This window comes from Pseudomonas sp. 2822-17 (assembly GCF_002742485.1).
GTDB classification, from domain to species: Bacteria; Pseudomonadota; Gammaproteobacteria; order Pseudomonadales; family Pseudomonadaceae; genus Aquipseudomonas; species Aquipseudomonas cyclaminis.
The window spans coordinates 174,192-186,360 of record NZ_LJRZ01000392.1 but is presented as its reverse complement, the minus strand read 5'-3'; the positions used below and the strand labels follow the sequence as shown (position 1 = coordinate 186,360).

Annotated in this window: 10 protein-coding genes; 2 read left to right on the top strand and 8 right to left on the bottom strand. The window is 61.9% G+C overall.

All coding sequences use genetic code 11. The features are described from left to right. Nucleotides 1–63: 63 nt before the first annotated feature. On the bottom strand, nucleotides 64–510 hold the full coding sequence (locus AOA60_RS12825) for a DUF4879 domain-containing protein (protein WP_099584732.1): 447 nt from the start codon (nucleotides 508–510) through the stop codon (nucleotides 64–66). Between the two features lie 188 nt (nucleotides 511–698). Between AOA60_RS12825 and AOA60_RS12820 the strand changes: the two genes are divergently transcribed. Further along, nucleotides 699–1,994, top strand: coding sequence for an NCS2 family permease (locus tag AOA60_RS12820; protein WP_099584731.1), 1,296 nt, complete (start codon nucleotides 699–701; stop codon nucleotides 1,992–1,994). Further along, nucleotides 1,991–3,070, top strand: a complete 1,080-nt coding sequence (trmA, locus tag AOA60_RS12815) for a tRNA (uridine(54)-C5)-methyltransferase TrmA (RefSeq protein WP_099584730.1) — start codon at nucleotides 1,991–1,993, stop codon at nucleotides 3,068–3,070. Before AOA60_RS12820 ends, trmA begins: the two co-directional genes overlap by 4 nt. Here trmA and AOA60_RS12810 read toward each other — a convergent pair. The 7 genes from AOA60_RS12810 to AOA60_RS12780 all read right to left on the bottom strand — a co-directional run bounded on the left by AOA60_RS12810 (nucleotide 3,053) and on the right by AOA60_RS12780 (nucleotide 12,116). Further along, entirely contained in the window at nucleotides 3,053–3,520 is a 468-nt protein-coding gene (locus AOA60_RS12810) for a DUF2442 domain-containing protein (protein WP_099584729.1), read from the bottom strand. The two genes, trmA and AOA60_RS12810, sit on opposite strands and share 18 nt — an antisense overlap. Beyond that, on the bottom strand, nucleotides 3,517–3,945 hold the full coding sequence (locus tag AOA60_RS12805; RefSeq protein WP_099584728.1) for a DUF4160 domain-containing protein: 429 nt from the start codon (nucleotides 3,943–3,945) through the stop codon (nucleotides 3,517–3,519). The genes AOA60_RS12810 and AOA60_RS12805 overlap by 4 nt, the downstream gene beginning before the upstream one ends. A gap of 136 nt (nucleotides 3,946–4,081) precedes the next feature. Next, entirely contained in the window at nucleotides 4,082–5,398 is a 1,317-nt protein-coding gene (locus tag AOA60_RS12800) for a TolC family outer membrane protein (RefSeq protein WP_099584727.1), read from the bottom strand. Next, nucleotides 5,395–6,720, bottom strand: coding sequence for an HlyD family type I secretion periplasmic adaptor subunit (locus tag AOA60_RS12795; RefSeq protein ID WP_099584726.1), 1,326 nt, complete (start codon nucleotides 6,718–6,720; stop codon nucleotides 5,395–5,397). Before AOA60_RS12795 ends, AOA60_RS12800 begins: the two co-directional genes overlap by 4 nt. Next, complete coding sequence (locus AOA60_RS12790; RefSeq protein WP_099584725.1) at nucleotides 6,717–8,465, bottom strand: type I secretion system permease/ATPase; 1,749 nt, start codon at nucleotides 8,463–8,465, stop codon at nucleotides 6,717–6,719. The genes AOA60_RS12795 and AOA60_RS12790 overlap by 4 nt, the downstream gene beginning before the upstream one ends. A 176-nt stretch (nucleotides 8,466–8,641) precedes the next feature. Next, nucleotides 8,642–9,262 (bottom strand): heme acquisition protein HasA, encoded by a 621-nt coding sequence (locus AOA60_RS12785; protein WP_099584724.1) that lies wholly within the window; start codon nucleotides 9,260–9,262, stop codon nucleotides 8,642–8,644. A gap of 103 nt (nucleotides 9,263–9,365) precedes the next feature. Continuing rightward, nucleotides 9,366–12,116: a TonB-dependent receptor gene (locus AOA60_RS12780; protein ID WP_099584723.1), complete on the bottom strand. Its 2,751-nt coding sequence runs from the start codon at nucleotides 12,114–12,116 to the stop codon at nucleotides 9,366–9,368. Nucleotides 12,117–12,169 lie beyond the last annotated feature (53 nt).

Genomic DNA, 12,169 nt, shown 5'->3' with positions numbered 1-12,169 from the left:
TTCAGGAAAGTCGCCGTCTCAGGGGTACGACTTCCCGGGGTTTTGAGCGTTCAAGCGGATTGATCAGCGGATATTGAGCAGGGTTTTCAGGGTATTGCGCGGGGGATTGATCGAGGAGTTGCTGTATTCGAACCAGCCTTGGGCCTCGACATTCAGGTCGAATACATAGATGTAGCCCATCAAGGTGCCCGCGCCATTGCAGGTCTCGCTGACGTTGCCGACCTGGCACACCGGCGTGCGCTGGCCATTGAGCACCGCGCCGTTGAACAGGCCGACAGGGTTGTTGCCCAGGCCCACTTCCATCACCGACACCTTGGTTGGCCCACGGTGCGTGCACATCTGCGTGGTGCTGGTGCGCTCCGGGATGGTTTCGGTGCACTTGGCCGACTCGACCTTGAATACGCGCACTTCGCTCAAGGCCGGTGCAGTCGCGCCCCACACCGGTGCCGTACCCAGCCACAGGCCGAGACAAGGGATCAGAGCTAGACTCCACGCGGTGGCTTTTTTCATGCTGTCGATGACCCGCTATTGAACGTCGGCGCAGTATGCCTCAAGGCCATGCGCCATACAGCCTCGGCTGCTGGTATGATGCGCCGCTTTTTCCGATCCTCTCTGAAACCAAAGGCGCTTGGCGCAGTTTGTGCTTTGACTTAGAGGTCAACAAATCACGACGCAAGATAGCGTCACAGGGAGCAGGCATGCTGGAAAAGCTGTTTCAACTCAAGGCACACAACACGAACGTGCGCACCGAGATTCTCGCGGGCATCACGACATTCCTGGCCATGGCCTACATCCTGTTCGTGAACCCGAGCATCCTCGGCGAAACCGGCATGGACAAGGGCGCGGTGTTCGTCGCGACCTGCCTGGCGGCCGCCATCGGTTCGACCGTCATGGGCCTGATCGCCAACTACCCGATTGCGCTTGCGCCGGGCATGGGCCTCAACGCCTTCTTTACCTACACCGTCGTGCTGCACATGGGCCATACCTGGCAAGTGGCGCTGGGTGCGGTGTTTATTTCGGCGGTGCTGTTCTTCCTGCTGTCGATCTTCCGCATCCGCGAGTGGATCATCAACGCCATTCCCCTGCCCCTGCGCTCGGCGATTGCCGCCGGTATCGGCCTATTCCTGGCGCTGATCGCGCTGCACAACGCCGGCATCGTAGTGAGCAACCCGGCGACCATGGTTGGCTTGGGTGACCTGAAACAACCGGCACCGATTCTCGCCACGCTGGGCTTCGTACTGATCGTTGCGCTGGAAGCCCTGGCCGTACGCGGTGCGGTACTGATCGGCATCCTGGCAGTCACCATCGCCTCCATCGTGCTGGGCTTCACCCCGTTCATTGGCGTGACCTCGATGCCACCGTCCCTGGCCCCGACATTCCTGCAACTGGATATCAAAGGTGCGCTGGATATCGGCCTGGTCAGCGTGATCTTCGCCTTCCTGTTCGTGGACCTGTTCGATAACTCCGGCACCCTGATCGGCGTCGCCAAGCGCGCCGGCCTGATGGGCAAGGACGGCCACATGCCGAAAATGGGCCGCGCCCTGATCGCCGACAGCACGGCCGCCATGGCCGGCTCGCTGCTGGGTACCTCGACCACCACCAGCTACATCGAATCGGCCGCAGGCGTGAGCGCCGGTGGCCGTACCGGCTTGACCGCCATCGTGGTAGCGATCCTGTTCCTGCTGGCCTTGTTCTTCTCGCCACTGGCTGCCAGCGTTCCGGCCTACGCCACCGCGCCGGCGCTGCTGTTCGTAGCCGTGCTGATGACCTCGGGCCTGGCGGAAATCGACTGGGATGACATTACCGTTGCAGCGCCGGTGGTCATCACCGCCCTGGCGATGCCCTTCACATACTCCATCGCCAACGGCATCGCCTTCGGCTTCATCGCCTGGACCGCCATCAAGCTGCTTTCGGGCCGCTACCGTGAGCTGAACCCAGCGCTGGTGATTCTGTCGATTCTGTTCGTGATCAAGCTGGGCTGGTTCAACGCATGACTTTTGACGCCGCAAGCTACACCGCTCAACTGCAAGACAAGGTCACGCGCTTGCGTGACCTGCTGGCGCCGTTCGACGCGCCCGAGCCGCAGGTCTTCGACTCACCGCTGCAGAACTTCCGCCTTCGGGCGGAGTTCCGGCTGTGGCGCGAAGGCGGGGATCGCCACTACGCGATGTTCTCCCAGGACGACAAGCGCACGCCGATCCTGATCGAAGAATTCCCGATTGCCAGCCAACGCATCAACCAGTTGATGCCGCAGCTCAAGGCCGCCTGGCAAGCCAGTGCCGCCCTGAGCCACAAGCTGTTCCAGGTGGAGTTCCTCACCACTCTGGCCGGCGATGCGATGATCACGCTGTGCTATCACCGCCCGCTGGACGAGCACTGGCAAACGGCTGCGAACAAGCTGGCAACTGACCTGAACGTGAGCATCATCGGCCGCTCCAAGGGCAAGCGCGATGTGATCGGCCACGACTACGTGGTGGAAAAACTCGACGTGGGCGGGCGCACCTTCAGCTACCGCCAACCCGAAGGCGCCTTCACCCAGCCCAACGGCACAGTGAACCAGAAGATGCTCAATTGGGCATACGAAGCACTGGGCGATCGCCCGGATGACCTGCTGGAGCTGTACTGCGGCAACGGCAACTTCACCCTGCCGCTGGCCACCCGCGTACGCAAAGTACTGGCCACCGAAATCAGCAAGACCTCGGTGAATGCAGCCCTGAGCAACCTCGATGAAAACGCGGTGGGTAACGTCACCCTGGTGCGCCTCTCTGCCGAAGAGCTCACCCAGGCACTGAACGAAGTGCGCCCGTTCCGTCGCCTGCACGGCATCGATCTGAAGAGCTACGAATTTGGCAGCGTCTTCGTCGACCCGCCCCGCGCCGGCATGGACCCGGACACCTGCGAACTGACCCGTCGCTTCGACAACATCCTGTACATCTCCTGCAACCCGGAGACACTCGCAGCGAATATCGCGCAACTGCATGACACGCACCGGATCACCCAATGTGCAATGTTTGACCAGTTCCCGTGGACGCACCATATGGAGTCCGGGGTGTTATTGACCCGGCGGTAATTCCACGTCCTCGGGTTCTTTCTTGCGCGGTCGGCCGCCCTTCTTGCCATTGGCTCGGGCGGCGGCGGATTTGGCAGCACTGCTTTTGCGACCGTTGCGGGACGCTACCAGGCTGGTGGCCAAGTCCATCAACGGCTTGCTTGTGGCAATCAGGCCAGTGATCGAGACATCCAGATCCCGGGCTTCACAGCAAAGCGCCTTGCCACCAAAGCCGACCTCCAACTGCTGAAAATCCTCCAAGCAAAATCCCTTGAACTCCGGCAGACCAGCCACAGGCAGCACGACGCGACTGCCGTCGCTGAAGCCAATGGAGATGCAGTTGTCTTCGTAACGCACATTGCTGGCGTTGGCGTGCAGACGCTTGAGCTTGCGCCCACGGGCGATTGCCTTGTCGACATCAGCTTCGGTGAGCGGTACATAAGGTACGACTTTGGCTTTTATGATTTTCATAAATTGATCCCCACGCAATCCGGTGCTCTTACCAGATTCAAGATTGTCCGTTGCTCGATTACGTCATGCCAGGCGTTTGCGATGACGTAGACACCAGGCCGAATGATCAACCTAGGAAGCACTTCACCCGCGTCCCAGTCCCAGGAATGATTTTCCAGGCAGACCGTTTGCAGGTTTTCCCACCACATCCTGCGGGCCCGCGCCAAGTAATGCCGCTGCATCATCGCCTCGCGTATCTCGTTCAGAACCGCCGTGGGTGGCCGCCTCCGGTCAGGCTCAACATCCCACAACTCCACATCCCCATTCAGAAAACTGAAACGAAAGCGTGCATCCCAGCCCTTGCCCCTGACATGCACATGAGGCGGGCAATGCTCATCCCTGAGAAAGACCGAAATTACATATCCCTTGTAAGCCGCTACTCTCATCGTAACCCATCCGTTAGGTTATTTTCCGTCAGGTAACAGTTTTCCCAGTGGCACCCGACAACCGGCTCCCAACTTCCGGAGCTTTTTCACAGACTAGTGACGATAAAAAACCCGGCGAATGCCGGGTTGTAACCACTCATGCCGAGGGCTGGAAATACCCCGCCAACGCCCGCAAGTCCTGCTCGCTGAGTAACCCCGCGTAATACTTCAACTGAATCCGCGCCAGCAAATACGCATGCCGCGCATTCGCCAGGTCACGGCGGGCGGTGAACAGTTGTTGTTCGGCGTCGAGCACGTCGAGGTTGACGCGCTCGCCGCCACTGACGCTTTTCTTCGTCGCGGTGACCAATGCCGTGGCGGAGCTGACGGCCATTTCATAGGCGCGCACTTTCGCCGCGCCACTGGTGTTGAGGTTGAACTGTTTGCGCAACTCCACCAGGGTGGCCGAGGTTTGCGCGTCCAGTTCGTACTGGGCCTGGCTCAACTGATTGCCTGCCTGACGGGTAGACGCCGACACCGAACCACCGGCGAACAGCGGCAAGCTGACCTGGATGCCGACGCTGTTGGTGTCGTACTTCTGGTTGTAGCTGCTTTCCGAATCGGAGCTGGTCTGGCGGCTGCTGGCGTACAGGCTGACCTTGGGCAGGTGCCCGGCACGTTTGCGCTCCACTTCGTAGGCCGCCACGTCCAGCGCGTGATGCTGGGATTTGAGCTCGGGGTTGTTGACCATGGCCATTTCCCGCCAGGCCTCGAAACGGTTCGGCTCCAGGGGCGGGATGTCGAATTGACGGGTCAGCGGCGCCAGCGCCTCGATCTGCAGCGGTTGGCCGACAATGGCTTCCAACTCACGCAGGGCACTGTCCTGGGCGTCCAGGGATTCGATTTCTTCGGCCTGGGCCAGGCTCAGGCGCGCCTGGGTTTCCAGCACATCGGTGCGCGTGCCTTCGCCACCTTTAAGCAGGCGGTCGTTGAGTTGCAGGCGTTCGGCAAATGCGCGCTTCTGGGCGCGGCTCAGTTCGATACGTTCCTGGGCCAGCAACGCCTGGCTGTAGGCGCTGAGTACCCGCACCGCCAGTTCCTGGCTCTTGCCGCGAAAGCGCTCATCCGCCATCAGCGCCTGGGCCGTGCCTTGGCGAAACCGCGCATAGGCTTCGTAATCCAGCAGTGGTTGTTGCAAGGTCAGGGTCGAAGCATAGCTGCGGTAGTCGCGGTCGCTGGTGACATCACCCGCCGTCACTTCAGATTCGTTGCGAGAGTTGTTGTAGCTCCACGACAGATTCGGCAGCAACGCCGCGCGGCCGATCACGCGATTTTCTTCACCGGCCTCACGCTCCTGAATGGCGGCCTGAAAGGTCGGGTCATTGCGCAAGGCCAGATCGTACGCATCCAGCAAACCCAGCGCCTGCGCCGCGGGTGTACAGCCCAAGCACAGGGTAAACAGCAGCGCCTTCATTCTTCCACCAGGGCCATATGGGTGCGGTCCAGCAAGGGTTTGAACAGGTAGTTGAGCATCGAGCGCTCACCGGTCTTGACGAAGGTTTCCACCGGCATGCCGGGGCGGATCTGTACGCCGTCGAGTTGTTGCATGCCCGCCGCACTGACCTGGGCACGCAATGTGTAGTAAGGCTCGTCCGTGCGCTCATCGACCTGGCGGTCGGCGGATACCAAGGTCACCTCGCCCGCCACCCGTGGCGTGGTGGCCTGATTGAAGGCCGAGAACAGCAACTCCACCGGCAAACCGGGGTGCACTTTGTCGACCATCTGCACCGGCACCCGTGCTTCCACCAGCAGCGGCTCGCCCTGGGGCACGATGTCCATCAGCGCCTGGCCGGGCTTGATCACGCCACCTTCGGTGTACACGTCCAGCCCCACCACCACGCCGGACGCGGGCGCGCGTACCAGGCTGTTGGCCAGCTCGAATTCGGCCGACGCCAGGCGATTGCGCAGGTCGTCGCTGCGGGTGCGGGTGTCGGCCAACTGGCCGCGCAGGTCTTTCTGGAAGTCTTCGCCGAGCTGGCGGATGCGCAGGCGCAGTTCAAGCACCTGGCGCTGCAACTGGCCGATGCGGCCGTAGTCTTCGGCGATGGTGCCGTCTACCTGGGCGTACAGGCGCTCGCTGTCGAGCAGGCGATTGCGCGGGATGTAGCCGTCGCGCGCCAGTTCGCGCAGGCCTTGCAGTTGCTCATTGAGCGCCGCCCGTTGCTGCAACTTGCTCGCCTGGGAATCGCGCGTGCCGCGCAACTGCGCTTCGGCCCCGGCGATGGTCTCGCGCAGGCCTTGCTGCTCGGTGGCCAGCGACTGGGCGCGGCTGTTGAACAGTTGCCGTTGCAGCTTGAGGGTGTCGGCCGCCTCCGGTTCGTTCAGCAGTTCAGGGCCGAAGGTGATCGCAGGCAACCCTTCGCTTTCCGCGCTCAACCGCGCTTCGCTGGCCAACGACGCCAGGTACTGGCTGCGCAGCGACTGCATCTGCCCGCGCAACGGGGTTTCCTTCAAGCGCAGCAACACTTGACCGGCGTTGACCACCTCACCGTCGCGCACTTCGATACGCTCGACGATGCCGCCGGTAGGGTGCTGCACGGTTTTGCGATGGCCCGAAACCATCACCTTGCCGGACACCGCCACACCCTTGTCCAGCGGCGCCAACGCCGCCCAGCCGACAAACCCGACAAATCCGCCGAGCACCAGCAGCCAACCCAGGCGCGAATATTGTTTGTCATCCAGCGCCAGCACGTTATTGGGCGCGTCGCTGACCAACACCGGTTTACTCATGTTCATGCCTGTTTTCCTTCACCGAGGCGGTAACTCATGCTCATGGTCGACACCGGTTTGCTGGCTGCGGGTTTGTGCCGCGCTTCCAGCACCCGCGCCGTGGGGCCGAAGGCCTGCAATTGGCCATCCTTGAGGATCAGCAGTTGGTCGGTCAGGCTCAGCACATTGGCTTTGTGGGTGATCAGAATCACGGTGCGACGCTGCTGCTTGAGCTGGGCGATGGCCTGGAGCAAGGCCTGCTCGCCCACTTCGTCGAGGTTGGCGTTGGGTTCATCCAGCACGATCAGCGCGGGCAAGCCATAGAGGGCACGTGCCAGCGCCACCCGTTGTTTCTGCCCGCCGGACAGGCCTGCGCCGCCCTCCCCCAACACCGTGTCGTAGCCTTGGGGCAGTTGCAGGATCAGTTCATGCACGCCGGCCATTTGCGCGGCGGCAAGGACGTTGTCGGCATCCAGCTCGGCAAACCTGGCAATGTTGTCGGCGATGCTGCCGGCAAACAGTTGGATGTCCTGGGGCAGATAGCCGATGTGCGGGCCGAGTTGCTGCTTGTCCCACTGGGTCAGGTCGGCACCGTCCAGCCGCACCTTGCCGGCCAGCGGTGCCCAGGCGCCCACCAGCACCCGCGCCAGGGTGGACTTGCCGCAGCCCGACGGCCCAATCACACCCAGCACTTCACCCGCTGGCAGATTAAAGCCAAGGTTGGCCAGCGCCGGCCGACGGCTGCCGGGGGCGCAGGCGCTGACCTGCTCGACACTCAACTGCCCCTTGGGCACCGGCAGGCTCATGCGCGCCGGGCGCGCTGGGTTGTCCGCTAACAGCTTCGATAGCCGCTCAAACGCCAGGCGCGCCGAGCCCCATTGCTTCCACACGCCGATCAGTTGGTCGATGGGGGTGAGCACCCGGCCCATCAGGATTGAACCGGCAATCATCATCCCCGGCGTGATGTCGCCCTGCACCGCCAGCAACGCGCCCAGGCCCAGCACCAGCGACTGCAACGCCAGGCGCACGCCCTTGGACCAGGCACTGACGGCGGCGGTCTTTTCACTGGCCAGGTTCTGCTGTGCGAGAAATGCCTGGTGCTGGCTGAACCAACGCCCGCGCAAGGTGGCAAGCATGCCCATGGCTTCGATGGTGTCGGCATTGCGCAGGTTGGCGCTGGCCTGCTGGCTGGTGCTGATGGACAGTTGGCTGGCCTGGGCCATCGGTGCCTGGCTGACATGGTGATTGATCCACGCCAGGGCAATCAAAATCACCGCGCCGCCCAGGGCCAGCATGCCGAGCCAGGGATGGAACAGGAAGATCACCAGCAGGTACACCGGGAACCACGGCGCATCGAAGAACGCGAATAACGCCTGGCCGGTCGCGAACTGGCGCAGCGTGGTCAGGTCATGCAGCGCCTGCCCCGCCGCCTGCCCCGACGCCTGGCTGCCGCCCTTGAGTTGCGCCTCGAACGCGGCGTCGTATACGCGCTGGTTCAAGCGCATGTCCATCTGCGTGCCGAGGCGGATCACCACCTGGCTGCGCACCCACTCCAACGCGCCCATCAGCCCGAACAGGCCGAGGATCATCAGCGTCAGCATCAACAGGGTCATCTGATTGCCGGAGGCGAGCACCCGGTCATACACCTGCAACATGTACAGCGCCGGGGCGAGCATCAGCAGGTTGATCACCGCCGAGAACAGGCCGATGTTGAAGAAGCCACTTTTATAGGCCGTGAGGGCGGCCAGGGTTTCGTTGCCGGCGTGGCGCATCTGGAGGTTCTCGTGGGGTTAAGCGTGCAGCGTCGCCGCGTTGACAGGCGATACGACGCTGCGCAGAATTCGGCACCGCCGTCGCCGGAAGAGTTAGAAGGCTTGGGCGACGGCGGTGTGTCATGCGGCGAATGGGAGAGCGATCTTCCATTCGCTTTTTTCATGCAGCAGCCGGCTCAGGCGGCGAGTGCCCAGTCCTGGGCCACGTCTTGCACACCCACCAGGGCAACGTCGCTGGACACTGCGCTGGCGTGTGCCGCCAGGCCCGCAGACACTTCGTCGAAGGTGCTGGCAGTGGACAGGCCAAAGTCGTCGAGCAGGTTGTTGAGCACGGTTTCCAGGGCGGCGGTATTGCCCTGCATCAAGCCGTAGATCACGCTTTGGACCTCGTTGCCCGCCCGGCCTGCACCCTCGGCGGCGCTCAGGTCGAGGCCGTTGAACGCGACTTTGAAGTCGCTCAGGCTGAAGTCGCTGCCACTGCCGCCGCCCAGGCCTGTGCCCAGTTGCACATTATCCAGGTCGCCCCACAGGTAGTGGTTCAGGTTGCTGCTGGCGGGCAGCGACGGGTTGAACACATAGTGCAGGCCATTGCTGGTGTCGCTGTCGGCGATGAACGCGTACTCGGAGTTGTTGGCGCCGTGGGTCGAATACTGATCGCCGCTGAGGGTGCCGTTGCTGAAACCACCCGTGTTACTGGTGCCGTGACCTGCGGTGTTGAACCCCACCGCCCAGGCACTCAGGTAGTCCGATACCGACAGAGAACCCAGGCCCGAATCGTAGCTAACAGAAATAGTCATCACTGAACCTCGTTAAACAACGTTTTTGATGAACACGCCGGTGCGGCGTGCCTTTTTGCCCACCCATGGGCAAAACCGTTAATCAGCTGCCTGCGCACGCTGATCAGAATTTGTATTCCAACATTCCGCTCAGGGTTCGCCCGCGTGCCAGGCTGAGGTTGTTGGCGTCGCCCATGGCAACGAAATAGGCTTCATCGGTGGCGTTTTCCAACGCCAGGGCAATGTTCAGTTGATCCGTCATCCAGTAACTGGCGTACAGGTCATAGAGCGTGTACTTGGGCCACATCGCCTGATCCATCAGTTCGTAGCCCTGCTGATTGAGGTTTTCGCCGTTGCCCGAGCTGTAGCGCACACGTACACCGGTATCCAGGCGTTTTTCCAGAAAGCGCGCACCCAGCGTCAGCGAGCCGCGATCGGCAGGCATGTATGTGGCGTTACCCATGATTCGCCCGCAGCTTTCCTGGTTGTTGGCGACGTCGTCATCCAGCACTTCATAAGTGGTGACCGGCCGTATGCTGATGCGCCCATCCGGCAGTGTGAAACGCTCCAGGCGCGTGGTTCTGGGCCCGGTGGTCTTGGCGCCGCCCATGTAGTAGTTCTTCGAGCAGAACTCATTGCTGCCGATCATGTGGGTGTAGCTGAGGTTAGCGTATGCGCGCCCCATGTCGTAATTGAGCTGGTATTCGACCCCGCGAAAGCGCGTCGGGTTGGTGTTATTGACGTACGCCATGGTCCCGAGAAATCCACCCACCTGGGTTTCCGGCAAGCTGACGCTGGTGTTGAGGAAAGAGAAGTTTTCAATCCGGGTATCGAAGTAAGCCACTTTCATGCCGAGGCGATCGTCACTGAAGAACAAGCCTTCCTTGAAGACATTCATGCCCACTTCCCAATCCCGCGATTCTTCAGGCTTGAGGTACGGGTTGGGGAAGACGCGCTCTCCCGAACCGCCGCTATGGGGGCGGCCGGTCATGAAGGTTTCGGTGACCGCCGGTGGCCGCCAGCCCTTGCCCCAACGGGTATAGAGTTGCAGCCAGTCCAGGCCCGGTTTCACCGCGAGACCGAAGGTGGGGGAAAACTGGCCTTCTTCACGGTCAACCTCAATCACTTCCGCGACACGCCTGGCGCCGACGAGGCTGTTGTAGAAGCGATCACGCCGGTACAGCGTCATGCCGGTTTCGCCTTCAAGCCGATAGCGGTCATAACGCAGGCCCGCATCCAGGGTCAGCCAGCCGCCATATTCGTACTGCGCGTTGTTGAACAGGCTGGCGATGGTGCGTTTGCCTCCTGGAGTACTGCCCTCTGCGTAAGGCAACAAGCCCAGGTTGTTGGTGGCTTCAACTTTGTTGGTGCGTGGCTTGAACTCGTCCTGATACAGCTCCACACCGTAATTCCAGGTGACATGCCCTCGCTCGCCGAAATCAAACCGCGAGGTGTTGTCACCCTGCAGGCCCCAGGTGTCGGTCTGGAAGTGATCGGTGTAGGCACCGACGTAGTTACCGGTGCCTGGCGACGACTGGTTGGGGCTATTGCCGCGATCCATCTGGGTGGTGACGTAATAGAGCTTGGCCTTGAGATCGATCAGCGCGTTGTCCGGGCTGTAGCTGTAGTCCAGCGCAATGTTTTTCGCATTGAGATTGTTTTTGCTGGTGCGCACGTAATAGGTGCTCTGAAGGTCATCGGCGATATAGCCCCAGGCATCGTTACTGTCGGTGTCGCTTTCCAGGTAGCTCAACTGCACACGCTGGTCGTTGGGCAAGTTCAGGCCGAACTTGACGATCTGCGAGCGGGTCACGCTGCCGGTGTCACCGACTTCGCTGTTCAACCAGTCGTCGAAGGCCGCCGGGGCGTACTTTCGGGCCCGCAGGTTGGTGCCCAGGTTGTCGTCGTTGTGCTTGCCGGCGCGGTAGTTGCCAAAATGCCGCTCGCTGTAGCCCAGCAACACATCGCCGCGCTCATCGCCAAAGGCGAATACGCCGCTGCCGTTGAAGTCGGTGCCGTTGCCCAGCTCGCCGATACCGCTGCCGGCACGCAGGCGGCCGCCGTACTCCTTGCCGTCTTTGAGAAACTCACTGGCATCCAAAGTCTTGAACGAGGCAATTCCGCCCAACACCGCTGCCCCGCCCTGCCCCGACTGGCTGCCCTTGTCGATCTCGATGCTGGAGATGAACTCCGGGTCGATCAGCATGGTGCCGTTGCGTTGCTGGTGGCCATTGACGTTGAAGTTCTGGCGCATGCCGTCGATGTTCATGTTCACGCGGCCGTAGTCCTGCACGCCGCGAATGTTCACCGAGAGGCCGGGGTCGCGCTGGTTCACTGCGGTGTAGACGCCGGCGGTTTCTTCAAGCATGTCGGCGGCGTGACGGGGCGGGCGTTTATCGATCATGTCACGGCTGATCACCGCCACGGACTTTGGGGTCTGGTACACCCAGTCGCTGGCCTGGCCGTTGGTGTTGCCGGTGATGGTGGTGGTGCCAACGGTCATGGCGCCGTCGTGATCATCGCTGACGCGGTTGAGGGTCACCTGGCGCTCGCTGGTAAAGCGATATTCCACCGGCGCGGCACCGAGCAAACGGCCCAGGCCTTCCTGAACGCTGAAGCTGCCTTTGAGCGCGGTGCTGCTCAAACCTTGCAGGCGCGGGCTGTCGAACAGCACCTGCAAACCGGCCTGGTCGGCAAAGGCCAATACGGCACTGCCCAAGGACTGCGCAGGAATATCGAACGTCAGCACGGCGGGCTGGGCCGCGCCCACTTGAGGCGCCGCCGCGTACACGGGTGCCGTTGCGGCGAACAGGCCCAAGTGGATGACCAGGGCTAACCGGCTACCGGTGATACGCCCCTTGGTGAGTGCTGACATTTCTGGCTTTCCCTACGCTGATCGTATTTTTGTTTATGCGAATGCTTCTCACA